General features: G+C 47.5%; 27 protein-coding genes, 1 tRNA gene and 1 riboswitch. Of the genes, 10 read left to right on the top strand and 18 right to left on the bottom strand.

Annotated elements, in window-relative coordinates; translation table 11 throughout:
• Window positions 1-6 precede the first annotated feature (6 nt).
• Genes thrB through argS form a run of 5 tightly spaced genes read right to left on the bottom strand, consistent with a single transcriptional unit; the run spans window position 7 to window position 6,314 of the window.
• On the bottom strand, window positions 7-933 hold the full coding sequence (thrB, locus tag A1sIIA65_RS01175; protein WP_095675783.1) for a homoserine kinase: 927 nt from the start codon (window positions 931-933) through the stop codon (window positions 7-9).
• A 15-nt stretch (window positions 934-948) separates the two neighbouring features.
• Window positions 949-2,037 carry a threonine synthase gene (thrC, locus tag A1sIIA65_RS01170; RefSeq protein WP_095675782.1) on the bottom strand — a complete coding sequence of 363 codons (1,089 nt, stop codon included), beginning with the start codon at window positions 2,035-2,037 and terminating at the stop codon, window positions 949-951.
• Window positions 2,037-3,332, bottom strand: a complete 1,296-nt coding sequence (locus tag A1sIIA65_RS01165) for a homoserine dehydrogenase (RefSeq protein ID WP_095675781.1) — start codon at window positions 3,330-3,332, stop codon at window positions 2,037-2,039. The genes thrC and A1sIIA65_RS01165 overlap by 1 nt, the downstream gene beginning before the upstream one ends.
• A gap of 4 nt (window positions 3,333-3,336) precedes the next feature.
• Window positions 3,337-4,665: a diaminopimelate decarboxylase gene (lysA, locus tag A1sIIA65_RS01160; protein ID WP_223298537.1), complete on the bottom strand. Its 1,329-nt coding sequence runs from the start codon at window positions 4,663-4,665 to the stop codon at window positions 3,337-3,339.
• Window positions 4,666-4,667: 2 nt separating this feature from the next.
• Window positions 4,668-6,314, bottom strand: coding sequence for an arginine--tRNA ligase (gene argS / locus A1sIIA65_RS01155; protein ID WP_095675780.1), 1,647 nt, complete (start codon window positions 6,312-6,314; stop codon window positions 4,668-4,670).
• 191 nt (window positions 6,315-6,505) lie between these two features.
• Between argS and A1sIIA65_RS01150 the strand changes: the two genes are divergently transcribed.
• From A1sIIA65_RS01150 to A1sIIA65_RS01125, 6 genes are all read left to right on the top strand, one after another.
• Window positions 6,506-7,582, top strand: coding sequence for a sugar ABC transporter substrate-binding protein (locus tag A1sIIA65_RS01150; RefSeq protein WP_095675779.1), 1,077 nt, complete (start codon window positions 6,506-6,508; stop codon window positions 7,580-7,582).
• 113 nt (window positions 7,583-7,695) lie between these two features.
• Window positions 7,696-8,445: an ATP-binding cassette domain-containing protein gene (locus A1sIIA65_RS01145; protein WP_095675778.1), complete on the top strand. Its 750-nt coding sequence runs from the start codon at window positions 7,696-7,698 to the stop codon at window positions 8,443-8,445.
• Window positions 8,445-9,668: a sugar ABC transporter permease gene (locus A1sIIA65_RS01140; RefSeq protein ID WP_095675777.1), complete on the top strand. Its 1,224-nt coding sequence runs from the start codon at window positions 8,445-8,447 to the stop codon at window positions 9,666-9,668. The genes A1sIIA65_RS01145 and A1sIIA65_RS01140 overlap by 1 nt, the downstream gene beginning before the upstream one ends.
• Window positions 9,669-9,728: 60 nt before the next feature.
• Window positions 9,729-9,810 (top strand) — tRNA-Leu (locus A1sIIA65_RS01135).
• A 23-nt stretch (window positions 9,811-9,833) separates the two neighbouring features.
• On the top strand, window positions 9,834-10,166 hold the full coding sequence (locus A1sIIA65_RS01130; RefSeq protein WP_095675776.1) for a helix-hairpin-helix domain-containing protein: 333 nt from the start codon (window positions 9,834-9,836) through the stop codon (window positions 10,164-10,166).
• Window positions 10,167-10,239: 73 nt separating this feature from the next.
• Window positions 10,240-10,344: riboswitch (SAM riboswitch) on the top strand.
• Window positions 10,345-10,402: 58 nt separating this feature from the next.
• Window positions 10,403-11,716, top strand: coding sequence for a bifunctional o-acetylhomoserine/o-acetylserine sulfhydrylase (locus A1sIIA65_RS01125; RefSeq protein ID WP_095675775.1), 1,314 nt, complete (start codon window positions 10,403-10,405; stop codon window positions 11,714-11,716).
• Here the strand turns inward: A1sIIA65_RS01125 and A1sIIA65_RS01120 are convergent.
• Window positions 11,713-11,964 (bottom strand): hypothetical protein, encoded by a 252-nt coding sequence (locus A1sIIA65_RS01120; RefSeq protein ID WP_223298535.1) that lies wholly within the window; start codon window positions 11,962-11,964, stop codon window positions 11,713-11,715. The two genes, A1sIIA65_RS01125 and A1sIIA65_RS01120, sit on opposite strands and share 4 nt — an antisense overlap.
• 63 nt (window positions 11,965-12,027) lie before the next feature.
• Entirely contained in the window at window positions 12,028-12,789 is a 762-nt protein-coding gene (locus A1sIIA65_RS01115) for a bacteriorhodopsin-like (RefSeq protein ID WP_095675774.1), read from the bottom strand.
• A gap of 226 nt (window positions 12,790-13,015) precedes the next feature.
• Between A1sIIA65_RS01115 and A1sIIA65_RS01110 the strand changes: the two genes are divergently transcribed.
• The 4 genes from A1sIIA65_RS01110 to A1sIIA65_RS01095 all read left to right on the top strand — a co-directional run bounded on the left by A1sIIA65_RS01110 (window position 13,016) and on the right by A1sIIA65_RS01095 (window position 17,545).
• A complete protein-coding gene (locus A1sIIA65_RS01110) occupies window positions 13,016-14,227 on the top strand; it encodes an MFS transporter (protein WP_095675773.1) in 1,212 nt (403 codons plus the stop codon).
• A 9-nt stretch (window positions 14,228-14,236) separates the two neighbouring features.
• Window positions 14,237-14,884, top strand: coding sequence for a PAQR family membrane homeostasis protein TrhA (gene trhA, locus A1sIIA65_RS01105; RefSeq protein WP_095675772.1), 648 nt, complete (start codon window positions 14,237-14,239; stop codon window positions 14,882-14,884).
• A 64-nt stretch (window positions 14,885-14,948) separates the two neighbouring features.
• Complete coding sequence (locus tag A1sIIA65_RS01100; protein ID WP_095675771.1) at window positions 14,949-15,794, top strand: hypothetical protein; 846 nt, start codon at window positions 14,949-14,951, stop codon at window positions 15,792-15,794.
• A 5-nt stretch (window positions 15,795-15,799) separates the two neighbouring features.
• A complete protein-coding gene (locus tag A1sIIA65_RS01095) occupies window positions 15,800-17,545 on the top strand; it encodes an acyltransferase family protein (protein WP_095675770.1) in 1,746 nt (581 codons plus the stop codon).
• Window positions 17,546-17,592: 47 nt separating this feature from the next.
• Here A1sIIA65_RS01095 and A1sIIA65_RS01090 read toward each other — a convergent pair whose 3' ends face one another.
• The 11 genes from A1sIIA65_RS01090 to A1sIIA65_RS01040 form a co-directional block, all read right to left on the bottom strand.
• The gene (locus A1sIIA65_RS01090) at window positions 17,593-18,447 is read right to left on the bottom strand and encodes a hypothetical protein (RefSeq protein ID WP_095675769.1); all 855 of its coding nucleotides are present in this window, start codon (window positions 18,445-18,447) and stop codon (window positions 17,593-17,595) included.
• A 71-nt stretch (window positions 18,448-18,518) separates the two neighbouring features.
• Window positions 18,519-19,136: an RdgB/HAM1 family non-canonical purine NTP pyrophosphatase gene (gene rdgB, locus A1sIIA65_RS01085; protein ID WP_095675768.1), complete on the bottom strand. Its 618-nt coding sequence runs from the start codon at window positions 19,134-19,136 to the stop codon at window positions 18,519-18,521.
• Window positions 19,137-19,862, bottom strand: coding sequence for a ribonuclease PH (rph, locus tag A1sIIA65_RS01080; RefSeq protein ID WP_095676813.1), 726 nt, complete (start codon window positions 19,860-19,862; stop codon window positions 19,137-19,139).
• 30 nt (window positions 19,863-19,892) lie between these two features.
• The gene (gene murI / locus A1sIIA65_RS01075; RefSeq protein ID WP_095675767.1) at window positions 19,893-20,690 is read right to left on the bottom strand and encodes a glutamate racemase; all 798 of its coding nucleotides are present in this window, start codon (window positions 20,688-20,690) and stop codon (window positions 19,893-19,895) included.
• A gap of 26 nt (window positions 20,691-20,716) precedes the next feature.
• A complete protein-coding gene (locus tag A1sIIA65_RS01070) occupies window positions 20,717-21,667 on the bottom strand; it encodes a PLP-dependent cysteine synthase family protein (RefSeq protein ID WP_095675766.1) in 951 nt (316 codons plus the stop codon).
• A gap of 2 nt (window positions 21,668-21,669) precedes the next feature.
• Entirely contained in the window at window positions 21,670-21,942 is a 273-nt protein-coding gene (locus tag A1sIIA65_RS01065) for a MoaD family protein (protein WP_095675765.1), read from the bottom strand.
• A 45-nt stretch (window positions 21,943-21,987) separates the two neighbouring features.
• Complete coding sequence (locus A1sIIA65_RS01060) at window positions 21,988-22,404, bottom strand: M67 family metallopeptidase (protein ID WP_095675764.1); 417 nt, start codon at window positions 22,402-22,404, stop codon at window positions 21,988-21,990.
• 24 nt (window positions 22,405-22,428) lie between these two features.
• Window positions 22,429-23,019: a DUF2017 domain-containing protein gene (locus A1sIIA65_RS01055; protein ID WP_095675763.1), complete on the bottom strand. Its 591-nt coding sequence runs from the start codon at window positions 23,017-23,019 to the stop codon at window positions 22,429-22,431.
• Window positions 23,016-23,309 carry an ATP-dependent Clp protease adapter ClpS gene (gene clpS, locus A1sIIA65_RS01050; protein WP_095676812.1) on the bottom strand — a complete coding sequence of 98 codons (294 nt, stop codon included), beginning with the start codon at window positions 23,307-23,309 and terminating at the stop codon, window positions 23,016-23,018. Before clpS ends, A1sIIA65_RS01055 begins: the two co-directional genes overlap by 4 nt.
• Entirely contained in the window at window positions 23,309-25,075 is a 1,767-nt protein-coding gene (locus tag A1sIIA65_RS01045; RefSeq protein WP_095675762.1) for a glycosyl hydrolase family 18 protein, read from the bottom strand. The genes clpS and A1sIIA65_RS01045 overlap by 1 nt, the downstream gene beginning before the upstream one ends.
• On the bottom strand, window positions 25,068-25,373 hold the full coding sequence (locus A1sIIA65_RS01040; protein ID WP_095675761.1) for a hypothetical protein: 306 nt from the start codon (window positions 25,371-25,373) through the stop codon (window positions 25,068-25,070). The genes A1sIIA65_RS01045 and A1sIIA65_RS01040 overlap by 8 nt, the downstream gene beginning before the upstream one ends.
• Between the last annotated feature and the right edge of the window lie 10 nt (window positions 25,374-25,383).

Genomic DNA, 25,383 nt, shown 5'->3' with positions numbered 1-25,383 from the left:
GCAAAACTATAGCAGGGTGGCTCCACGGCTAGCAATTTCGAGAGATTTACCCTCAAATTTCGCTCCGCCAGCCCGTGCGAGCTGAGTAGTTTCATCTTCACCTTCTGTGTGAAGGGCAAGCACTGTTGGCCCAGCACCTGAAATAAATGCAGCAATTCCTGCAGCGCGAAGCTTTGTCATCAAGGCGAATGATGAAGGCATCGCTTCTTGGCGATATGACTGATGTAAGAAATCCTCTGTTGCTGTGAAGAGTAAGTCTGGGCGGATTGTGAGCGCCTGAGTCATGATCGCAGCATTGCTTGTATTGCGCTGAGCATCTGCAAATGGAATTGATTCAGGCAACATCTTTCGCGCCTTCGATGTTGCCAGTGCACTTGCAGGAATAAATGCCATCACCTTGATGCGTGGATCCACAGGTAGGTGAACTGCGTGAGCTACAGATTTACCTTTTACAAGATCTTGCCATGCAATAGTTGCTCCGCCATAGAGAGCTGCTGCCACATTATCAGGATGGCCTTCCATTTCAGTCGCAAGATTGAGAAGTGCTTCATCGCTCATCTTGTCTGTGCCAGTAAGAACGAGAGAACGTGCGAGAACGAGTCCGCCCACTATCGCTGATGCTGAAGATCCGAGCCCGCGACCATGTGGAATGACATTGAGTGCGCGCACTGCAAGTCCCTTTGGTCGCCCACCTAGGTAGTCAAAACCTTTATTGATTGCCTTCACGAGCAAGTTCTTATCTGTGCGAGGAACTTCATCAGAACCTTCACCGGTGACATCGATATCCAGGCCACCTTCATCAAGAATCTGTGCCACATATCGGTCATACATCCCAAAAGCTAAACCGAAAGAATCAAAGCCAGGACCTAAGTTGGCAGAGGTTGCAGGAACCTGCACCTGAATCGGGTTAGCTTTAAATGTTGGCTTGGCCATGGCTCAATTGTTTCTCTAGTTCTTCACTAAGCCAAGTGCTTTAGCGGCAACATCTGCATTAACGGGGACAACAACAGGATCTGCTGCACCTTCTAGTGCCCACGGAATATCTTTTAGGCCATTGCCTGTGCAGGTAATTACGATTGTCTTATCTTTAGGAAGCTTGCCTGCATTCTTATATTTGATAAGCCCAGCAAGGCCTGCAGCAGATGATGGCTCACAGAAGATTCCTTCCTTCGATGCAAGAAGGTGATAGGCAGAGAGAATTTCTTCATCAGTGACAGAATCAATGAGCCCGCCTGATTCATCACGGGCAGCAATTGCTTGATCCCATGATGCTGGATTTCCAATTCGGATTGCTGTAGCAATTGTCTCTGGCTTTGCAACCGGCTTACCTGTTACGAGAGGTGCGGCACCTGCAGCTTGGAATCCCCACATCTGTGGCAACTTCGTAGACATCTTGTCGCTGCGGTATTCGTTATAGCCCTTCCAATATGCAGTGATATTTCCTGCATTACCCACTGGCATAGTATGAATATCTGGAGCATCACCCAACATATCTACGACTTCAAAGGCTGCTGTCTTCTGGCCTTCAATACGATATGGATTGACTGAATTCACAAGTGAGACTGGATAGTGCTCAGAAAGATCTCGAGCAAGAACGAGACAATCATCAAAGTTTCCATCAACTTGCAACAACTTTGCTCCATGCACAACAGCTTGTGCGAGCTTGCCCAATGCAATTTTGCCTTCAGGGATAAGAACTGCAGGAACCATGCCAGCTTTAACTGCATAGGCAGCCGCAGCCGCTGAAGTATTTCCAGTTGAAGCACAGATAACTGCTTTGGCGCCATCTTCTGCTGCCTTTGAAATCGCCATAGTCATACCGCGATCTTTAAAGGATCCTGTTGGGTTAATTCCTTCGAACTTCACCCAGACATTGTTTCCGAGCATTTCAGAGAGAACGCATGCATAGATAAGAGGTGTTCCTCCTTCACGCAAAGTCACGACAGGAGTCTTGGCAGAGACAGGCAACCGGTGGCGATATTCCTCAATGACTCCACGCCACTGATGCGCACCTGACTTCTTTGAAAAGATTCCCATTAGGAGATTGCTCCCTCAACACGAATAACGCTAGAGATCTTTGTGACCATTGGCATCTTCTTCAACGCTTCAACAGTTGCTTTGAGTTCACCTTCTGTCGCACGGTGAGTAACAATGATGAGTTCAGCATCTTGGTGGCGACCATTTTGATCAACTGTCTGAATAGAGACGCCTTGATCAGCAAATACCTTGGCAATTGCAGCCAAAACACCTGATTTATCTTCTACTTCAAGGCGGATAAGAAACTTTGTCTTTGTTGTTTCAATAGGTGCGATATCGCGATCTGCATAATCTGTCTCACGTTGACCAATTGAATTCAAAGCAATATGGCGAGAGACAGCCACAATATCTCCAAGAATTGCAGAGGCAGTTGGTTGTCCACCAGCACCGCGACCATAGAACATCAAAGGCCCGGCAGATTCTGCCTCGATAAAGACTGCGTTAAATGCATCGCGCACAGATGCAAGAGGGTGGCTCTTATCAATCATGACTGGGTGCACACGCACAGAGATTTCATCTGCTGGTGTGAGCTCTGCGATGGCAAGTAACTTAATGACATGGTCCATTGATTTAGCAATGGAAACATCTTCAAGAGTGATCTTAGAAATTCCTTCGCGATAGACGTCATCGACTGTCACGCGTGTGTGGAAGGCAAGACCAGAGAGAATCGCAGCCTTTGCAGCAGCATCAAATCCTTCAATATCTGCAGTCGGATCTGCCTCTGCATATCCAAGTGCCTGAGCTTCTTTAAGGACATCATCGAATTCACGATTATCTTCATGCATCTTTGTGAGAATGTAATTTGTTGTTCCATTGACGATACCCATCAAGCGAGTGACAAAGTCACCGGCTAAAGAATCGCGAAGGGGACGAATAATTGGAATAGCACCTGCAACGGAGGCCTCGTAGTAAATATCTTCACCTTTTGCATAAGCTGCTGTAAATAGATCTGCGCCGTGGCTAGCAAGGAGTGCTTTATTCGCTGTAACAATAGATTTGCGATTGTTAATTGCAGTCATTGCAAGTTCGCGAGCAGGTTCAATTCCACCCATAACTTCAACGATCAAATCGATATCTGGATCATTCACAATCGAGAATGGATCTGTTGTGAAGAGAGCCGGGTTTAATCCTGGGTAATCTTTAATTGTGCGCACTGCAATGCGAGTGAGTTCAATCTTGACGCCAGCGCGAGTAGAGAGTTCAGCTGTATCTGAAAGGAGCAGGCGGGCTACTTGGCTTCCGACAACGCCGCAGCCGAGCATGCCAACGCGAACTGGTTTATCTGCGGGGCTCATAAACCTATTCTTTCACATCAAGTGAGAGCAGGTCTGCCTCATTTTCTCGGCGCACAATTACGCGGGCTTTTCCATCTTTTACTGCAACAACAGGTGGTCTTGGCACATGATTGTAATTACTAGCCATACTGCGACCATATGCACCTGTAGCTGGGGTTGCAATGAGATCACCAGGGGCAACATCTGATGGAAGTTGAATTTCATTAATAATGATGTCGCCTGTTTCGCAATGCTTTCCAACAAGACGAGTCAGCGCCAAAGGTGCAGTTGAATTGCGCTGTGCAATCACTGCTGTGTATTGCGCATCATAAAGAGCAGTACGTGCGTTATCGCTCATGCCGCCATCGACAGAGACGTACTTACGAATCTTTCCACCATCTACAACAACGTCTTTGACAGTTCCCACTTCATACAGAGTAAACATCGTAGGTCCCACAATATTGCGCCCTGGCTCCAGTGATACCAATGGGATTGCAAGGTTGTGCTGAGCACATGCCTTCTTCACCGCTGCATGTATCTGCGGCAAAACATCACTAGGTTCAACAGTGACATCACCATCGATATAGGCAATACCAAATCCACCACCAAGGTCTAGCTCCGGCAATTCACTCTTATAGGCATCGCGATACTTGGCCATAAATCCAATAAGGCGATCTGTGGCAATCTCATGCGCTTCAGAACCAAAGATCTGTGAACCAATATGGCAATGCACCCCAAGGAGTTCAAGTTCAGGATGTGTTGCAACAGATTCAACAGCAGCCCATGCTGCCCCTGATGCAATAGAGAAGCCAAACTTCACATCTTCATGTGCAGTGGAAATCTTCTCGTGAGTGTGGGCTTCAATGCCAGGGGTCAGACGAAGCATCACCGCTTGGCGCACTCCATGCTTTTTTGCAGCCGCTGCAACGCGTTCGATTTCAAAGAGTGAGTCCATCACGATGGTCTTAACTCCAACAGAGACTGCGCGATCAATTTCAGCTACAGATTTATTGTTGCCATGCACTTCAATCTTCTTTGGATCAATTCCACCGTTCAGCGCAACAGCGAGTTCTCCCCCTGTGCAGACATCGATACCGATTCCGATATCAGCAATCCATTGTGCAACAGCAGTACAGATAAAGGACTTTGCGGCGTAATAAATAGTGCCTGCATTCGGACCAAATTCAGAGTGCAATCCATTGTGCCAAGCAAGGGCACGTGAACGGTATGCATCTTCATCAAGGAAGAAGCTTGGAGTTCCAAAATCTTTTGCTAATTGAGCAGCAGGGATTCCAGCAAGGCTCAAGGTTCCGCCAGCAAGGGATGCATTCTTTGACCACATATTCATCGACATGCTTACATCCTCTCCGGCGCAGAGACACCTAATAGGTCGAGGCCGTTTGCAATCACTTGCATCGTTGCCGCAGATAGTGCTGCGCGTGCTGAGTGAATAGGTGCAATTGTTTCATCACCTAAAGGAAGAACTCGGCAATCTGCATAGAAGCCGTGATAGACCCCAGCAAGTTCTTCAAGATAGCGAGCAACGCGGTGCGGCTCGCGAAATTCTGCAGCACTTGCAACAACGCGTGGGTATTCAGCAAGGGCACCCAGTAATTCATTTTCGCGATCGTGAGAAAGTTGTGATGGATCAAATGCTGCAAGATCAGATTTGATTCCAAGCTCAGCGGTATTGCGCAAGACTCCAGCGATGCGGGCGTGCGCGTATTGCACGTAATACACAGGATTCTCATTTGTATTGCGGCGCAACACATCAATATCCATCACCATCGGTGTGTCCACGGGATAGCGAATAAGGGTGTAACGAGCAGCATCAACGCCCACCTTTTCAACCAGCTCTTCCAGAGTGATGATGGTTCCGGCGCGCTTTGAAAGTTTGAGCTCTTGCCCACCTTCCATAATCTTCACAAGCTGGCCAATCATGATCTCAACGTTGTAATTGGCATCATCTCCTGCGCACGCAGCCGTTGCTTTCAAGCGATGGATATAGCCATGGTGATCTGCACCGAGCATGTAGATGCAGATATCAAATCCTCGTTCGCGCTTATTGATGTAATAAGCAGTATCTGAAGCGAAGTATGTGAGATCGCCATCTTCTTTAAGAATCACACGATCTTTGTCATCACCAAAATCTGTTGTGCGAAGCCAGACTGCGCCATCTAATTCAAAGACATGTCCCTGCTTGCGTAATTTCTCAACGGCATGTTCAACAGCACCTGACTCATGGAGCGAGCGCTCTGAGAACCAGATATCGAATTTTGTATGGAAAGTTTCAAGAACTTTTTGCTGTTGTGAGAGCTGGACTTTATATGCCGCTTCACGGAACTCTTCACTTGTCGAAATTGCAGGATTTTCAGCCAGTACTTCCTTTGCCAAATCCGTAATGTAATCTCCTTGGTACCCATCTTCAGGGATTGGTTTTCCTTGAGCTGATGCTTGAACAGATTGGCCAAATAAATCCATCTGGCGACCACGGTCATTGATATAGAACTCGCGCGTTACCTGTGCGCCTGCAGCGCTTAAGACGCGACCGAGTGAATCACCGACTGCTGCCCAACGTGTGTGCCCCAAGTGCAAAGGCCCAGTTGGGTTGGCGCTAATAAATTCGAGGTTGATCTTTACGCCGGCGAGCGCAAGGCCACGACCGTATTCATATTTATTAGTAAGAATGGTGCGAACAAGTTCAGCTTGGCTGGCGCGGTCCAAAGTGATGTTGATAAAACCAGGTCCTGCGATATCTACTTTGGCGACTCCTGCGATGGAAGCGATTGCACCCTGCAGGATGGTCGCGATCTCGCGCGGATTCTTGCCGGCAGCCTTCGCTAGTTGCAGTGCGATGGAGGTGGCGTAATCGCCATGGTCTCGATTTTTAGGTCGCTCAAGAGTGATGCTCTCAGGTGCCGAGCCCTCTATGAGCCCCTGTGAAAATGCAGCCGCAACAGCAACCTGAATGTCGGCTGAGAGCTGGTCTGCAAGGCTGGGCATGGAGCAAGGTTACCCGTTCACGCTTAGGTGAGGTCGCCCATATAGCTGATAAGCGTTACCAAATCGTTAGCCCATATCCGTATCTTTTGCACTCAGCTGGCTTATACCTTTACCTCACCCGTCGCAGACCATAAACAGGAATGAAAAATCTTCTTTCTGGGTTTTCGACTTTTCGAAAGGTCACTACATACATGACAAAGCGTCGTAACGCAGTAGCAGCGGTCATTGCATCAGCTGCTCTTGCACTCACAGGCTTCGTTTCAGCATCATCAGCTTCAGCTGCTGGCGCACAGGTTGGCGTAATCCTTCCTGATGCTGCTTCATCAGCTCGCTGGGAAACTGCTGACCGCGTCTTCCTTGCTGCTGCATTTAAGAAGGCTGGCGTAACAGCTGACATTCAGAATGCAAATGGCGATAAGGCGAAGTTCGCAACAATCGCAGATCAGATGCTCGCTAAGGGCGTCAAGGTCTTGATCATGGCTGGACTTGATTCACCATCAACAGCTGCAATCCAAGCTAAGGCTGCAAAGTCTGGCGTTAAGACAATCGATTACGATCGTCTAACACTTGCAGGATCAGCTTCATATTACGTTTCATTCGATAACGTTGCAGTTGGAAAGCTTCAAGGACAAGGCATCAAGTCATGTCTCGATAAGGCTGGCAAGAAGTCAGCTTCAATCGTTTACTTGAACGGTTCACCAACAGATAACAACGCAACACTCTTCAAGCAGGGTTACGACTCTGTTCTTCGCCCAATGATCAAGTCAGGTGCTTACAAGCTCGTTGACGATCAGGCTGTTCCAGACTGGGACAACGCTAAGGGTGGAGTTATCTTCGAACAGCAGCTCACAAAGGCAGGCGGAAAGCTTGATGCAGTTGTATCAGCTAACGAAGGTCTTGGACTTGCAGCAGTTGCAGTTCTTAAGAAGAACGGTCTTAACGGCAAGGTATGCGTATCAGGTCAGGATGCAACAGCAGACGGACTTGCAGCAATCCTTACTGGTGACCTTTCAAACACTGTTTACAAGGGCATCAAGGCACAAGCTAACGCAACAGCAACACTTGCAGTTGCATTGGTAAAGGGCACAAAGGTCACAACAGCTAAGGGCAAGACAAACGATGGAAAGCGTGATGTTCCATCAGTTCTTCTTGTTCCAGTTGGAATCACAAAGGCTAACGTCAAGGTTGTCATCGCTGATGGCTTCCAGACACGTGCAGCTGTTTGTAAGATTGCAACAGAAGCAGTTTGTAAGGCAAACGGTATCTAATTCATTAGATTACCTAAGCTAATGCTTAAGAATCCGGTCCGAGGATTTCCTCGGGCCGGATTCGCATTAGTAGGATAAGAAAGTATCTTTCACCCGTATATCGAGAGGCGCTCATGAGCACACCGTTGCTATCGCTCAAGGGAATCAATAAATCCTTTGGTCCAGTCCATGTTTTAAAAGATGTTAACTTCAATGTCTACCCAGGACAGGTCACAGCACTTGTTGGCGATAACGGTGCAGGTAAATCAACTCTCATTAAATGTATTGCTGGTATCTACACGCCAGAAAGTGGCGAGTTCCTCTTTGAAGGAAAGAACGTCACCATCGATGGACCTAGAGCTGCTACTGCGCTCGGTATTGAAATCGTGTATCAAGATCTTGCTCTCTGCGACAACCTCGACATTGTTCACAATATGTTCCTTGGCAGAGAAGAGAAGAAGGGCATCACCCTTAACGAAACTTCGATGGAGTCACTTGCTCGAAAGACTCTCGATGGTCTCAATGTGCGAACAGTGAAGTCGATTCGCCAGACAGTTTCATCACTCTCTGGTGGTCAGCGACAGACAGTTGCAATCGCTCGAGCAGTTCTCTGGAATTCAAAGGTTGTTGTCCTAGATGAGCCAACGGCAGCACTCGGTGTTGCTCAAACAGAACAAGTTCTCAATCTTGTTCGCCGCCTTGCAGATAAGGGCCTTGCAGTTGTTCTGATTAGCCACAACCTCATTGATATCTTCCAAGTCGCAGATAACATCGCAGCCCTTTACCTTGGAAATATGGCGGCACAGGTTAAGAAATCAGATGTCACCACTAACCAGGTCATCGAACTGATTACGACTGGTAAATCTGAAGGAGTCACAAAGTAATGAGTACTCAGGCAACTTTAGAGAAGGAAACCCTCAAGGGAGCAACCTCTAACTACCTATCGCGCGTTAAATCAGGAGATATCGGTTCTCTACCTGCAGTCCTTGGATTGATCTCACTCATTGCAGTATTTGGTGCGATGTCTGAGTTCTTCCTCACCAACCGCAACTTTGCAAACCTACTCACCCAAGCAGCCCCAGTAATGGTTATTGCCATGGGTCTTGTCTTCGTTCTCCTTCTCGGTGAAATCGATCTTTCGGCTGGTTACGCATCAGGTGTGTGCGGCGCTGTTCTCGTTCTTCTTGTCACTAATGAAGGTTGGAGCTGGTACACAGCACTCGGAGCAAGTATTGCTGTCGGTGCACTTCTCGGAGTTCTTATCGGAACGCTCGTATCCAGGCTAGGTATTCCTTCATTCGTTGTCACACTCGCAGCATTCTTGGCATTCCAAGGCGTCCTTCTCTTGCTCGCAGGTGAAGGTGGAACCATTCCTATTGCAGATAAAACTATTTTGGCTGTTGAAAATAGCAACATGACACCGATGCAAGGGTGGATCCTCTGGGCAGTTTCATCTGCTGCTTATGTCTTGGGTGGACTCAGTCGCATCAACTCTCGCCGCAAGGCAGGTCTTGTCGTGGAACTGACACAACTTTGGGCGATGAAAACAATTGCCCTGTTGATCATCACAGGTGGTGCTGTCTATCAACTCAATCAAGAGCGTGGACTCTCTGCAACCAATAGCACTAAAGGTGTTCCTATCGTTGCACCACTAATTCTTGTCATCCTTATTGCTGGCACATTCTTGCTATCTAGGACAGCTTTTGGTCGCCACATCTATGCAGTCGGTGGAAATGCCGAAGCGGCGCGTCGCGCAGGTATCAATGTAAAGCGCGTTCGCACGATTGCATTCGTACTCTGCTCAGCACTTGCTGCAGTTGCTGGAATGCTCTTTGCATCTCGCATGAACTCGATTTCGCCATCTACCGGTGGATCTTCAACACTTCTCTATGCAGTGGGCGCTGCTGTCATCGGTGGAGTTTCACTCTTTGGCGGTAAGGGCCGCATGCGCGATGCAATCCTCGGAGGGCTTGTTGTGGCTGTCATTGATAACGGTATGGGACTTCTTGGATATGGTGCAGGAATTCAATACCTAGTAACCGGTGCTGTTCTCTTGGTCTCAGCTGGCGTTGATGCGATTTCTCGTCGTGGAGCGCTAACAAACTAAACAATAGGCACGGATTTGTTGCATCAGCCAAAGGCGCGTAACCTTTCGCATGCAACTCCAGCGGGAGTGGTGAAATGGCAGACACGCAAGTCTTAGGAACTTGTGCTCCGGCGTGCGGGTTCAAGTCCCGCCTCCCGCACCATCAACTGTTGATTTAATTGCCCCATGGCAAAGCAATCTCCAGCAAAGATAAAGAAGTTACGTGGCGAAGCCATGCGCGCTGCAGCCGCTCGTAAAGCTGCCCGAGTGGCATCTCAATGTGAAGTAACTCGGGGCGAAGTAGATCTAGATGCATATGCCAGCGTCGATGGGCCATGGCGCGAACTAGGCCTTGCTGCTCCTGCACGCAGAGCACTCATTGATGAGGGCTATTACAAGCTCAGTGACTTACGCAAGGTATCTCTAGATGCCATCAAGGATTTACATGGCATGGGCCCAAACGCCATTCGAATCCTCACAACAGCAATGAAAAAGGCCGATCTCTCCTTTAGAAAGTGATCTTGCAAGTAACTTGCAAAGAAGATTGATAGGCGATTTTTCATTTTAATTTCTTCCAGTTAATATCTCCCACGTTCACGAGTTCTACGTATTAGCCCCGGCTCAGTAGACGGCAACCCTCCACCGCGGTGGGGTGCTCCGGGTGACGAACAGGTCAGTTAGCTGGCAAGTGCGAATTTCAAAGCTGAATACATCGCTCTTGCTGATAACTGACACCTACTGCGATGGAGAAATACATGTCTAGCAATTGGTCCTTCGAGACTCTGCAAATTCATGCAGGGCAGACTGCAGATCCAACAACAGGTGCACGCGCACTTCCGTTGTATCAAACAACTGCTTATCAATTCCGCGATACAACTCACGCGGCAAATCTCTTTGGTCTTGCCGAACTAGGCAATATCTACACGCGCATTATGAACCCAACTCAGGATGCAGTTGAGCAACGTCTTGCTGCCCTTGAAGGTGGCGTTGCCGCACTCCTTCTTGCATCAGGCTCTGCTGCAACAACATTTGCAGTCATGAATGTTGCTGAAGCTGGCGATCATATTGTTTCAAGCCCAAGCCTCTATGGCGGCACATATAACTTGTTCCACTACACGCTACCTAAGTTTGGCATTGAAGTAACTTTCGTTGATGATCCTAATAACCCAGAATCATGGAAGAAAGCTGTAAAGCCAAATACCAAGGCATTCTTTGGTGAGACTATTGCAAATCCAAAGAATGAAATTTTGGATATTAAGGCAATCGCAGATGTTGCTCACTCAGTCGGCGTTCCACTTATTGTGGACAATACTGTTGCAACACCATACCTAATCAAGCCAATTGATTTCGGTGCAGATGTTGTTGTTCACTCAGCGACTAAGTTCCTCTCTGGCCATGGCAATGCTGTTGTTGGTGCAATCATCGATGCTGGAAAGTTCGACTACGCCCAGCACCAAGATCGCTTCCCAGGATTTAACAAGCCAGACCCTAGCTATCACGGTCTTGTCTTCTCACAGGCTCTCGGCGTTGGTTCAGCCTTCGGTGCAAACCTTTCTTACATCTTCAAGATTCGTTTGCAACTTCTCCGTGATATCGGAGCCGCGGTTTCACCATTTAACGCATGGTTACTTGCACAAGGTCTTGAGACTCTCTCACTTCGCATGGATCGCCATATTGAAAATGCCAAGGCAGTTGCAACATGGTTAGAGGCACATCCAGATGTTGAAAAGGTCAACTACGCAGCACTTAAGTCATCCCCATGGAACGCACTTGCTGCCAAGTACGCACCTAAGGGACCAGGCGCTGTTCTCTCCTTTGAACTCAAGGGTGGGGTTGAAGCTGGAAAGAAGTTTGTTGAATCACTCAAACTCTTTAGCCACGTTGCAAATATTGGTGATGTTCGATCACTGGTAATTCACCCAGCAACAACAACACACTCACAGCTATCACCAGCTGAGCAACTTGAAGCTGGTGTTACACCTGGTCTCGTTCGTTTGAGTCTTGGATTAGAAAACATCCAAGATATCAAGGCTGACCTTGAAGATGGATTTACAGCAGCTCGAGGTTAATTAATAAAGCTATAGATCAACAGAAGGCCGCCACATGCAATCACCATTGCTGTGGCGGCTTTTGTATTTAGCCATTTCTTTCCAGCGCTGATGAATGTTAAACCGAGCAGAATTACTCCAGGGATTATAAGAATAAGGCTGTGATTGAGTACATCGCTCTTACCTGTCTGATATCTCAAATTGATCAGACCTACTGCAAGAAGTAGGTAGCCGCCCATACGAAAGTTATTGATTCGCTGCATATTCATAAGATGAGGATAAAGCAGAAGGGCGCCGGTTTCCCGACGCCCTTCCCTAATTAATTAAGTTAATTAGTGATCTGCTGCCATGCCTTCAGCGTGTGACTTCATGCGAGCGATCTTCAAGATTGTTAGACCGAATACACACTTAGCAAGTACGTCTGCGATTGTGTAACCGACCTGTACACCTACGAATGATGACGCTGTTGGATCGCCGTTCATTCCAAGGATGTATGAGATTGGGTATACGCCCCATGTAGCAATGAGAAGAAGACGCAAGCGTCCGATTGTCTCTGCTACACCAGCTGGCTGGCGCTCCAATGACTTTCCAAGCTCTACGAATAGTACGTAGAGGATGTAAAGGAATGGGATTGTTGAAAGAACACCGTAAAGGATTGCTGTGTTCTTGTCAGATGTAATTTCACCTGGGTAACCAAGAGCGATCATTGCAGCTGATGCTGGAACGAGACGCATGATAAGTGACTTTGAAACTTCTTTAGCAAGTGCAAGTACTGCAATAACTTCTACGAGTAGAAGTGGAACAGTAAGAAGCCAGTCAACATAGCGGTATGCCTCGTTGAATGCGCCTTGCTCGCCTGAAACGTTTACGACCATACCTTCTGATGCTTCGTCGAATGAGTTGAAGATTCGGAAGTAGTGGTAGCCAGCAATGAATGTAACCATTGATGACATAACTAGAGCATTGCGGTACTTAGGAAGCACGCGGGACTGTGATACCAAGGTATAGACAGTGCATGCGAGCATTGAAATCAAACCGAATGAAAATACGTTATAAACGAGGTTCCATTGGTTGCTGTCGAGTGTTACTGACATGTAGTAAGCCTCCATGAGTGCTGTTTCACTACAGACCATTCGGTCCATACGGTCTGCAATCCATGAGGACCTCGAGGAGCCTCAGTGAGTACCGACAAATGAAATTGTGGACTATCTGCAAGCAAATTGCAGTTAAAAATGTGAAAATTCTGTGACTATTTTTCCCAGATTGAGCGTGGGCCAGAGGCAAAATCGGACTTTTCACCCAGAGATGTAGCCTTACCGGATGCTCACCCAACTCAAGGACCTGAAGGCCCATCACGGCTTTACCGGCCTTGCGATCTCGCGCTTTATCTCCAATGTGGGCAATGGAGTCTCACCGATTGCCCTGGCCTATGGCGTCTTAAGCCTTCCTGGGTCGACAGGTAAAGATCTCTCCATCGTGATGGCAGCTCGCTTTGTGCCACTGCTTGCCTTCATGCTCTTTGGAGGAGTCCTTGCAGATCGATTCCAACGTAATCGACTTGTTGGTGGAAGTGACATGATCGGAAGTTTCCTTGCTGCAGTAAGTGCAATCTCCCTCATCGCAGGTTTTTCAAGCACATGGTTGTTAGCTCTTATGGGTGCGCTCTTTGGAATTCTCAATGCCATTTGGTGGCCAGCTATGTCAGGTGTTCTTCCAGAGATTTTGCCTAAAGAAAAATTGCAAGAGGGAAATGCAGTCATTGGATTGCTTACCAACTTCGGATACATCGTTGGAACTCTCGGTGGTGGAATTCTCGTCTCAACAGTGGGCGCAGGATGGGGACTTTTAGTAGATGCCATCAGCTTCTTTATCGCTGGAGTTATTGTCTGGTACTTGCCGATTATCGGAAAAATCAAAGATAAGAGCCCAGGCATCATTCATGATTTAGCGGTTGGCTGGAAAGAGTTCATTTCTCGCAGCTGGGTTATTGCGATGGTTGTTGCATTCGCACTCATCAATATGGCTTTTGAATCAATGCTTTCAGTTCTAGGTCCATTGAACTTTAGTGATCCTATTTCTGGACCTAAGCAGTGGTCTTATAACTTGGCAGGGCTCTCTGTTGGAATGCTCATCGGTGGAATATGGGTGCTCAAGGTAAAGATTGGCCGGCCACTCTTTCTGGCCATGATTCTCATTTCACTCTCTGCTGTGTGGGACTTTGCGCTGGCCTTTGATGTGCCGATGTTCTTCTCAGTGATTTCAGCTGTCATATCAGGGATAAGCCTTGAAGTCTTTATGGTCACTTGGAATACCTCGCTCCAAAGCCATGTTCCTGAAGAGTCATATTCACGGGTGAGTTCTTATGACACTTTGGGTTCATTCGGCATCGCACCTCTTGGAATAGTTATCGCTGGCCCATTAGCGATGCATTTTGGAGTCAATACGATTCTTATTGTGACGGGTATAACCACCCTCATCGCAGCAGTGGCATCACTACTTGTGCCCTCTGTTCGAAACCTTCGAAACGATTAGGCTAATCAAGTGAGTACAGAGCCAATCCAGAGCCCTCCCAAATTGCGAGGTTGGTTCCATTTAGCTGCGACTCCCCTTGTCATCATCGCATCGCTTGTTCTCTTCATCTTGAGTGGTGAATCATTGAAGTGGGCAGTTGCTCTCTATTCCATCACCGCAATTATGCTCTTTAGCGTCTCTGCCATTTATCACCGTGTTCCTTGGATTCCTCGCAAGAAGAAGATCTGGAGACGTTGGGATCATGCAAATATTAATTTACTGATTGCAGGTTCATACACACCATTTGCTGTTGCGCTTCTCGATGATCGAGATCGCAATGTCCTGCTTGCAATTGTTTGGACGGGAGCACTTCTCGGTGTTGCCCTTCGTGTCTTCTGGGTAAACGCTCCCCGTTTTCTCTATGTTGCCAACTACCTTCTTCTTGGTTGGGTGGCAATCATCTACACACCTCAGCTCTATAAAGAGGGTGGTCTATGGGTGATACTGCCAATCATCATCGGCGGACTTCTCTACTCAATCGGCGCTATCTTCTATGCGCTCAAGCGGCCAGGGCGCAATGCAAAGTACTTCGGATTCCACGAGCTCTTTCACATCTTCGTGCTTGCGGCCTGGATTTCTCAGTATTTAGCAGTCTCATTCGCCATTTACCGAAAGTAGCTTGATGCCCTAATCTTGGGCTCTCATAGTGCATCCCCCCGAGTAATTGATTGAGAGATTGACGATGGCAGAGAAGAACTTCCGCAACTGGGTAGGTTTTCGCGAGGAAGCAGATCGCGCACCTGTTGCCAATCCTGTCGATCGCATCCGTGAACTGGAATCACAGCTTGCTGATCTCAAATCTCGTCGTGATATCACCGGACTAAGCCGAGAAGAATTTGAAATTCTCGCCACTGAAACTGCAATGGCGATGATTAAGTCAGCACAAGCACGTGAAGCGAAGGCAACCGCTGCTGCCGATCGTGTGATCAATGAAACAAATCGAACTGCAAAAGACACCCTTGAAGGTGCTGAAAATAAGGCGCGCAGCATTTTGGCTGGCGCAGAATCTCGTGGACGTAAATACATTTCAACTGCTGAAGCTGAAGCCTCAGAGATTGTGCGTGATGCCGGACGAGAAGCAACTGCTGTTGCTAATGCAAAAATTGCTGAAGCAGATTCGGCAGTAGATGCAAAGCGTCGCGATGCTGCGGCTCTGACAACAGCTGCTCGCCGCGAAGCAGAGCGCGTGATCTCAGAAGCTGCTGACAATGTAGTCGAATACCGCACCTGGCTTTCAGACATCATCGCTGAATCAGAGCGCCTCTACCGTTCACAGGCAACCGCGCTCTCAGCTGCTGAATCAGCAATTGCAGCTTCCCGCGAAAAACTTGATTCAGCATTTGCCCGCCTGACAAAGATGCAGCAAGTTGTTGATAATTCACTCAATGAAGATGGAACTGTCAAGAAGTCTGCGCCAATTCGCGTTGAAAGCAAGCGCACACGTGCTGCAATCGCTGCACCTAAAAAGACATCAAAGGCTCCAGCTAAGAAAATAGCTCCTAAGAAAAAACCAGCAAAGCGTAAGTAACTTCCATGGCTGCCAGTCGCGGTATCCAATACATCCCTGCAATCGATGGGCTGCGTGCTGTCGCTGTAATCGCAGTCATGTTCTATCACCTTGGCTTTACATGGATTCCAGGTGGCTTTCTCGGCGTTGATCTCTTCTTTGTGATCTCCGGTTATGTCATCACTCGCCTACTTCTTGATTCAATTGAACAGAGCGGTGGCCTAGATCTGCGAGGGTTCTATATCGCTCGTGCGCGTCGCCTCTTGCCGGCGCTTGTCTTCATGTTGGTCTCCACAACAATCGCAATCGGGATTTGGGCTCCAGATGCAATTAAACGTCTGCTGATTGATACTCCCTTTTCATTAACCGGCACGATGAATTGGTGGCTTGTAGCTCGTCATCAGGATTACTTTGAAAGTATCGGGCGGCCACCTCTTCTTCAGCACACCTGGTCTCTGGCAGTTGAAGCTCAGTTCTATCTTGTATGGCCTTTGATTCTCTACTTTATTCTTAAGCAATTCGGTAAGAAACATATCCCTCTTGCATCTCTTGCCATTGCAGCAGCCTCAGGAATAACTCTGCTTCTTGTATCTTTCTCACTCGATGCATCAAATGCCTCAAAGGTTAGCCACGTCTACTTCGGAACAGACACACATAGCATCGGACTCTTCTTAGGTGCAGCGCTAGCTGTGAGTTGGATTCCACAGAACTTCACTAAAACAGTTTCAAGGAAAGCACAAGACTTTATTGATGGTGTTGGTTTCCTTGGCTTTATTGGAATCCTTGCAGCATTTCTACTGATTGATGAGAATCAACCAACCCTCTACAAAATTGCATTTCCGCTTGCTGGACTGTGTGGAGCTGCAATCATCATGTCAGTAGTTCATCCTGCTTCGCGCTTTGCACCTGTTCTCCAAAACCCAGTGTTTCTCTGGATTGGTGAACGTTCATATGCCATCTATTTGTGGCATTGGGTTATCTTTCAAGTTACTCGTCCGAGTGTTGATCTCGCAGGTAAAGAGTGGGCTCTTTATTCTCTGCGCATTCTTATCGTCTTAGCTCTGAGCGATATCTCCTTGCGCTATGTGGAGCTTCCGATACGACGTGGGGTCATTCAATATTGGTGGAAGGGATTGAAATATCGGACTAAGAAAGAACGTTCTCAGCAGACTCGCACATTCTCCATCATTACCGTGATTGTTCTACTTCTAGCATCCGTTGTGAGCGTACGCGCCATTGGAATTGCTAACGATCAAAGACAGAGGCTTGAAGATTCACTCACAGCAACACCCACTGCCAACACTGAGGTTGTGAAAGATGGCTTATGGGTAACGGGAGACTCAGTCATCCTTGGAATTCGTTCGAAATTGGGAGAATCTCATCCAATCTCAATCATGAATGCACGCATTGGAAGACAAGCACCTGAGCTGCTTTCAGTCATGTTGCAGGATAAAATGGAAGCAGCCAATGTTCCAGTTATCTTTAACTTAGGAAATAACAATGCTCTAACCCGCGAGCAGACTGTGGCAATCTTTGAAGCGGTAAAGGATCAACCTCGAATAATCGTTGTTAACACAGCAGTTCCGCGCCCATGGCGTGAAGGAAATAACTCCCTAATTGCTGAGGTTGCTTCCAAATACGCTAACGTCATCATTGTTGACTGGAACGCGATTTCAGAAGGTCGCCCTGAATACTTCGCACCAGATGGTGTGCACTTAGTTCCCACTGGGGTTGATGTCTACGTCGCAGAAATACTTAAGCATCTAGATTAAAAGAAAAACCCCGCCCACTTTATGGACGGGGTTTTCTTCTTAACTATTTATTCGAACTGGCCAGCGAATCCGAAGGCCTTCGCAACACCGAGTGATCCATCAGCATAAACTGCGCTAACTCGGAATGATGTTGAGCCATCTTCAGACTTCTTTGCAAACTCAGCCGCATATGTTGTTCCTGAAACTTCAGATACAACGCTCCATGCGCCTTGGTTTGAGCGAGTCTCTACTTTGTAACCTGTTACATCTCCGGCTGGTGCCTTCCATGTAATGACCATGACGGCCTTTGAGCTATCTTTCCAATTTCCGATAAAGCGAGTTGGTGCTTCGCCTGTTGTTGCAGCATCTGTAGCAGCTGGAGTTTCGGCTGCTGCTTCCTCAGTCGCTGTTGGTTCTGCTGATTCTGACATCGTTGGTTCTGCAGCAGGTGTTGAATCATCGTTATCTTTACTTGAGTTAGAGATAACAATTGCACCGAGAAGTACTACACCGACAAGAACTGCAAGAAGTGTCTTGCTTGATGATCCTTGACGTGGCGCAGCAGATGGCGCTGACTTAGCCGCTGGCTTTGAAGCCGCAGGCGTTGTCGAGACATTTACGCGCGCAGAACCAGTTGCTGGAACTGGTGGGACAACAAACGTAGAAGATGCAGACTTCTTAGCAGGTGACTTCTTAACAGCCTTCTTAGGTGCCGCCTTCTTCGTCGTCTTCTTCTTCGCTACAACCTTCTTTGCAGTGGTCTTCTTCGCTGCAGTTTTCTTCACAACCTTCTTGGTTGTCTTCTTCTTAGCTACAGACTTCTTAGCGATCGTCTTCTTCGCAGGAGACTTCTTCGCGGTTGACTTCTTAGCGGCCTTCTTAGGTGCAGCTTTCTTAGCTGCTGTCTTCTTCTTTACTGCCACGGTATATCTCCTTGAGTTGAGTGACGCCTGAAATGCTTGTGCGGGTCGAACGATGGAATATAGGTGAAAGTTTAACCTAGGGTTTTGAGCAAAGTGATCACATGAGGAGCTATTGCACGGAGTGATTTCCCTCGATGGCTAATCGCATCCTTGTCTTCCGCGCTCATTTGCGCGCTGGAGAGCTCTAATCCATCGGGGCGGAAGATTGGGTCATAGCCAAAACCATGCTCTCCTATTGGAGCCCGAAGAATCCATCCATCGAAGTGGGCCTCTTCGCAATGGCTTCTGCCATCTGGTAAGTACAGAGCTGCAACACAGGTGAAGTGAGCACTTCTCTTTTCATCTGGAATATCACTGAGTTGCTGGAGAACTTTTGCAGTGTTAGCCGCATCATCTCCGTGGCTACCTGCCCACCGAGCAGAAAAGATCCCTGGGTCGCCCTTGAGGGCATCAACACAGAGTCCACTGTCATCTGCAATGGCAGGGATTCCTACGGCCAATGACATTTCACGAGCTTTCTTAAGTGCATTCTCTTCAAAGGTTGCGCCATCTTCAACAACATCATGCAGATCTGGGAATTGATCTAAGCCAACTAGATCAATCTCTCCAGGTGCTACGGCATCAAGAATGCGACGGAACTCTTCGATCTTTCCTTTATTGCGTGTTGCAAGTAAGAGCTTATGAGACATTTACTTTGCGAGAGCTTGCTTCTGAAGATTAGTCAAAGTTGCACATCCAGCAACAGCAAGGTCAAGCAGTGAATCAAGGAGCGCGCGATCAAATGGTGCACCTTCTGCAGTTCCTTGGACTTCAATGAAGCGACCATCCCCTGAACAAACAACATTCATATCAGTTTCGGCGCGAACATCTTCTTCATAGCAAAGATCAAGCATTGGCACTCCATCAATGATTCCAACGCTAATTGCTGCAACTGAATCTGCCAGTGGCTTAGCGTTTGCCTTAATGTGTCCTTGCTTCTGTGCCCATGAAATTGCATCTGCGAGAGCAACATATGCACCTGTGATTGCTGCTGTTCGAGTTCCACCATCGGCTTGGAGAACATCACAGTCAATAACGATTGTGTTTTCCCCAAGTTCTTTCATATCAACAATGCCGCGTAGGGAGCGTCCAACAAGACGTGAAATCTCTTGAGTTCGTCCACCAAGTTTTCCCTTGACGCTCTCACGATCAGAGCGAGTATGTGTTGCACGTGGCAACATTGCATATTCAGATGTGACCCATCCGGTGCCAGAATCCTTTAACCAACGTGGGACGCCTGGGGTAAATGATGCAACACAGAGAACACGAGTCTTACCAAATTCGACAAGCACTGAACCTTCGGCATGATCAAGCCATCCACGAGTTATTTTGATATCGCGAAGTTGATCTACTGTGCGTCCATCGTTGCGTGCCATCTCTTGCCCCATTTTCTTAACGTATTTTGATTAGAGAACTTGGTGTTGCACAGAACCCACTTCAGGCCCCAAGAATCGTCGTGCCAATACTTCAAATGCTTTTGAATCACCTGTCGAAAGGAATTTATGTGAAGCAGGTGTGCTGGAAGGCCCGCGGAGTAAGGAATTTTCAACGAGCACTCGGTAAAGGTCTTTTGCAGTCTCTTCTGCGCTAGAGACGAGTGAGACATCGTTACCCATCACATATGAAATAACACCAGTAAGTAGTGGATAGTGGGTGCAGCCAAGAACCAGCGTATCCACTTCAGCATCAATCATCGGTTGCAAATACTCGCGAGCAACTTTTGTGATTGCATCCCCCGACGTTTCACCACGTTCAACATATTCAACGAATAATGGGCAAGCAATAGATGAAATCTTTAATTGTGGAGCTGCAGCAAAGGCATCAAGATAGGCCTTGGAATCAATGGTTGCTCTTGTACCAATCACGCCTACCTTGCCGGTACGGGTTGCAGCAACTGCACGTCGCACAGCAGGTTGAATTACTTCAATCACGGGGACTGAATAACGCTCACGTGCATCTCTTAACATCGCAGCACTTGCTGTGTTGCACGCGATCACAAGTGCTTTCACACCTTGATCAACAAGGAAATCGAGAGTTTCGAGTGAGAAGTCGCGAACTTCAGCAAGTGAGCGAGGACCATATGGACCACGAGCTGTGTCGCCGATATAGAGAGTTGATTCATTTGGAAGTTGATCAAGGATCGCGCGAGCAACAGTTAATCCACCAACGCCAGAATCGAAGATACCGATTGGCGCGTTACTCATGGCGCAAGTCTAACGGTGAGAAGGCTTTAAGCCCAAAGAGTGCCGTCGAGCCCTTCGGTTGCTTCAGCAATCTGTGAGCCATAGATGCCCGTAGATAAGTATTTCCAGCCCGCATCGCAGACAATAAATGCAATATCTGCATCACGGCCATCGCGGAGAGCTTCATTACCCATTGCAATAGCTGCGTGAAGAATTGCACCTGTTGAAATTCCAGCAAATATCCCCTCTACTTCAAGAAGCTCACGTACTCGCTTTACAGAATCTTCAGCGCCCACAGAGAAACGACGAGTTAAGACTGTTGCATCATAAAGTTCTGGAACAAAACCTTCATCGATATTGCGTAATCCATAGACAAGTTCGCCATAGCGAGGCTCTGCAGCAATAATCTGAATATCAGGATTTTGCTCTCGTAGGTAACGACCTGCGCCCATCAATGTTCCAGTAGTTCCAAGACCTGCAACAAAGTGTGTGATTGTCGGAAGATCTGCAAAGATCTCAGGACCTGTGTTCTTGTAATGAGCCTCTGTATTAGCCGGATTGCCATATTGATAAAGAAAAACGTAATCTGGATTCTTTGCAGCTATTTCTTTAGCAACGCGCACGGCTTCATTGGAACCACCTGCAGCAGGTGAAGAAATTATCTCTGCTCCCCACATCTCAAGAAGTTGGCGGCGTTCAGGACTTGTATTCTCTGGCATCACGCAGATGAGTTTGTATCCGCGTACCTTTGACGCCATCGCAAGTGAAATTCCAGTGTTTCCACTTGTAGGTTCAAGAATTGTTGAACCTGGTTTCAAAAGACCATCACGCTCTGCAGCCTCAATCATGGAGATAGCTGTGCGATCTTTAATAGAACCTGTTGGATTGCGATCTTCCATCTTTGCCCACAAACGAACATTCGGAGCAGGAGAAAGACGAGGTAGACCGATAAGTGGTGTATTACCTACAGATGATTCGAGCGAGTCGTAACGTGCCAAAGTTAGCCGCCAGCGACAGCAGGCAAAATTGTTATTGAATCGCCATCTTTGAGTTGTGCCTCAAGTCCACCAAGGAATCGAACATCTTCATCGTTGACATAAACATTGATGAAACGACGTAGTGCACCATTTTCAAGAAGGCGCTCACCAAGACCGGCATAGTTAGCATCGAGATCTGTAATGACTGCAGAAAGGGTTGCACCTGCTGCTTCAACTGATTTCTGGTCCTTTGTGTATGGGCGCAGAATTGTTGGGATACGAACTTCGATTGACATGGCTCAATTATGTCGAAAAAACGCCCTGAACTCTAATCGAAGTCTTTAACCAGAAATTGTGACGGGCTCTTCGGTCACGACTCCATCAACGATGCGGAAGGAGCGGAACTCTGTTGCAGGTGCAATCTCTTTGCGTGTAGAGACTAAGACATAGTGTGCGCCAGGTTCGCCTGCGTAGGCGATATCTGTGCGAGAGGGATATGCCTCAGTTTCGGTATGAGAGTGATAGATCACGACAATCTCTTCATCGTTATCGTCTGCCTCTCGATAGAGAGCGAGGAGATCCTTGGGATCAAATTCATAAAAAGTTGGTGAGTGCGCTGCATTGATCATTGGTTTATGGCGAAGAGCTTTGCCCGAACCTGCTGGGCCAAGGATTACTCCACAGCACTCATCGGGGTATTCAACGCGTGATTGCTCGAGTATCGCATCAACGAATGCTTGTGAAATCTCGAGTGTCATAGCGCAATCTTACACAGAGATTACTTACGAACTACCGAGCTGAGATTCTTCATCTTCATCTGCATCATCAATCAGTGCAGAAAGCAGAGTCTCTTGAAGCCAGCCAAGCCAGGTATAAACAGCGTAAACCCCACGCAAAGGATCATCGGGAGATAAGAGCTCAAGCTCTTCATGCGAATTGTTCTCAACTTTCAATCTCACTCCAAGGGCTAAACGAATATCGTTAATTCCACCTAGCCATGCATTTGCATTGTCATGATCTAAATCGATAGTCCCATCATCGGAAGACTTCAGATGAATACGCATAGAGATTGCATGTGCTTGCTTCTTTTGGCGCAGTGTTGACTCTGTATATCTGCGAAATTCCGAAGCATCAACCTCATCGGCATATGCATTTGGGAGAAGCCGATGTAGAACTTCATCTTCAGGTGGAGAATCATGAGAGGTGATTCCAACCATCGCAGCAAGTGGATCTTCATGTCCATGGTCTTGGCGTTCAGCTAGCAACTCGATGATCTGCTCGCAGAGATTTAGAAGTACCTCTTTCTCACTATCGGCAAAGGTAGCCACATAAGAGTGGTCACCATGGCGACTAAAACCTTCAGTAGCTGTCATAACTGATCACCGCGTTGAATTGTTGCCCACAGTCCATATTCATGAAGCCGAGCCACATCATGTTCCATCTCTTCTCTACTGCCTGTTGAGACGATTGCTTTGCCCTCGTTATGCACTTGCAGCATCAACTCTGTTGCGCGTGCTTTGGAATACCCAAAGAGTTCCATAAAGACATAGACAACATAGGTCTGCAGATTTACTGGGTCATCCCAGACGACTGTGACCCAGGGTGTATCGCTAGAAAAGATTGCACGAATCTCTTCTTCAATCTTATCTGCGGTCTTGACCATCATCGGATAATGATATTAAAGATAGGGCTTAAGACAGCACTCCATAGTGAATCTGCAGCGACTGAGATGCGGAAGGAACTTACGCCTCGTGTTTGACCAGAAAGGTTGAGTGAGAAGTTTCCTTGAGCATCGGTTAGAACCGCTACATCCAGTGGTTTCCACTCTTTTCCAACCAGCTTTTCAAGTTGAACTGATGCTCCTGCAATCCGAGGTCGAATATTTCCTGTGATTACCTTGGCCACAGAAGACTTCGCAGTTCCCGGTGCGCTGATAACAAGAAGTCGATTAACCACGATTGGGAACTCAGAGCTTGCACCTTCGGTGCGCTCCCATGTCGAATCTGAATAGACGCGCACGGCTGTTGATTTTCCAACTAATACAGCTTTTTCAATTTTTCCATCAATGCCAGTTGTGACAGTGGCTAAAGTGCGCCAATTAGTATCTCCAGCAGATTTTCCTTCGATCCGTACTGGTACTCCGGCCACTGGGGATTTATCTTTAATAGTAAATGTTGCAGTCACCGTGATTGGATTTCCGTAGTCAATCGTTGAATTATCGATAGCAGCTGTTACGGCTACTTGATCTGGCGCTATCTCTTTGGCAACTTGGCGAATTGATTCCATCGCAAGTGGTTCTTCCATTCCAAAAGTCCACGCAGTAATTCCACCAATACGATATTTAGTAACAAGTGCTGCCCGTAGCGCCCAGCCACGCGCATCCTGATACCAAGCGGTGCGAGATGCCGTGCATGAGGTTGCTAAACCAGTTGCAGTAGTTCCGTTGTAAACCTTCTGATACGAGAAAGTCATCTCACCAAATTTCTCGTCATACCTTGGGACGGTTCCATAAGTTGCAGCAAGTGCAACTGCATCACGCATTACAAACGTTGCTGCCTTGGCACCGGGCTTGACTGAATTCACAACATTTGCTGGGCAAACGCCGGTGACGGCAGTTACCCAATCTCGTCCATAACCAGGCACGCCAACAAAAACTTTGGATGCAGGCATGACTGAGACTGCATACTGAACCGTTCTCTCTGCCCATGTGATTGGTCCCATTGGACCAACCTTTGAAACCGAATAGTCATACGTCATGATTCGCAACTTATCGATTGATGATGCAATCGCTGCCCACGCATAGACGAAATAGCCCTTCTGCGCCTCATTTGGATTAAGCACATACGGGGTAGACACCGACAGGAGCTTCTTCTCTGCGCGTAAGGCAATACTTAACTCCTTGATGAATGCGACCCAGGATGGTGCCGTGCTTGTCCAAGTTGAGTTTCCATCAACAAAGGCAAACCCTTCAAAATCGATATCGATACCGTCGTAATTGTTGGCTCGCACTAAATTCATAATTGCTGAAACGACTTGAGTACGAGATGCTGGATTCTTCAGCAAACCCGCTAGAACTAATTTGTCCGTCCCATCAGTAATTGTGGGGATGATAGATAATCCTGCATTGCGCATCGCAGTAAGAGGTTCAGAGATTGGAACACTGGGGTTAGCTGGCGCATAGAGATCGGTGACAACAGCAGCTTTTGCTTTGCCATCAAATTTGAGTGTGTACCAAAATGGCATCACCTCTTTGATGAGATCGATGTTATTGAGAACATCAGGTAATGCAGTCTTCATTGAGTAATACGGAACCCAGCCAGTCATAATTTTGCGGGGAGGGTTATCTGCTGTGCTGATTGGAGTAGATATCAGGGACAAGAAGAGCGTTGCAACTGCAACAACAATGAACTTTCTCTGGGTCTTAACCATTGCGACGAAGCCTTGATGAAATGAACTTCCCATACTCGCGATCTGCAGCCCACAAATGTGTCCCAATACAGAGCAGTGAAAGCGCTTTAACGATCAATTGAAGATCATTAAAAAGAAAGATGACGCTTAAGAAGATTCCAGTAAGCGCAGAAGTTCCCATCGCCAGACGTCGGAAAATGAGAAATGGGATACCAGTGCTGATGGCGCGGATTCTTGGCAGCGTTAAGAGGAGAGCAAATGGACCAGAGAAGAGAATGTTGCCAATCATGAGAGAGACAATGAGGGCAAGAGACTCCATCGCGTTCCTC

The organism is Candidatus Planktophila dulcis (genome assembly GCF_002288225.1).
In the GTDB taxonomy this organism is placed as follows: Bacteria; Actinomycetota; Actinomycetes; order Nanopelagicales; family Nanopelagicaceae; genus Planktophila; species Planktophila dulcis.
Note: the sequence above shows the minus strand (reverse complement) of the source record. Positions and strands in the feature narration are given on the sequence as shown.